Raw genomic sequence first — 856 nt, 5'->3', positions numbered from 1 at the left:
CTCCAATCATGTTCGAAGCAATGGCTATTTGGTTACACATTTTTGTATGCTGTCCAGAACCAGCATTTCCTTGATAGACAATATTTGTTCCCATTAAGCGAAAGATTGGTTCCATTTCCAAAAATGATTCTTTCTCCCCGCCAACCATGATTGAAAGCTTTGCTTCCTTTGCACCGATATCACCTCCAGATACTGGTGCATCAAGAGCGAAAATACCTTTTTTTCTTGCCTCTTCATATATTCGTTTAGCAAGAGTTGGAGTGGACGTTGTCATATCGATGACAAACGATTTTTCTTGTCCGTTTGTAATAATTCCATTTTCCCCTAAATATACCTCTTCCACATCTGAAGGATAGCCAACCATTGTAATAATGACATTTGCCTTTTCTGCAACATCTTTAGGAGAATTTGTCCATTCTGCACCTTTAGCAATTAAATCTTCAGCTTTCGTTTTTGTCCGTGAATAAACAATTAATGGATATCCTGCATGAAGCAAATGCCCTGCCATACTTTTCCCCATGACACCTGTTCCAATAAAGCCGATGACCGTATTATCACGTAACCCCATCTTTAAACTCCTCCCCCATCATTTTTATGTATTTATTGTCAATTTCACTGCTAATTCTATTCTACTTCAAGTTGAAGTCAAAAAGAATATTCCCTATATAAAAGTTAGAGTTTTTCTATTATTCTATTTTATACATTAAGCAGTAGCTGCCTTCATTTATATGGAAACGAAAAGGAAAAAGACTAGACCAAATAGTCTAGCCCTCCCCAAGTTTCATGCGCTTTAACATTATTTCCTATCAATTCGGTTACATACTAATCAAAGAAAAGATTTTTATCGCAGATTAAC

Annotated in this window: 1 protein-coding gene; it reads right to left on the bottom strand. The window is 36.2% G+C overall.

What is annotated here, in order from left to right; genetic code table 11:
* Positions 1–568: NAD(P)-dependent oxidoreductase (locus tag V7149_RS09320; RefSeq protein ID WP_335345363.1), on the bottom strand; the 568-nt coding region annotated here is incomplete at its 3' end.
* Positions 569–856: the final 288 nt, after the last annotated feature.

Origin of the sequence: Bacillus sp. JJ1503, from assembly GCF_036965125.1 — a bacterium.
In the GTDB taxonomy this organism is placed as follows: Bacteria; Bacillota; Bacilli; order Bacillales; family Cytobacillaceae; genus Cytobacillus.
This window is presented reverse-complemented; position numbering and strand designations above follow the sequence as displayed.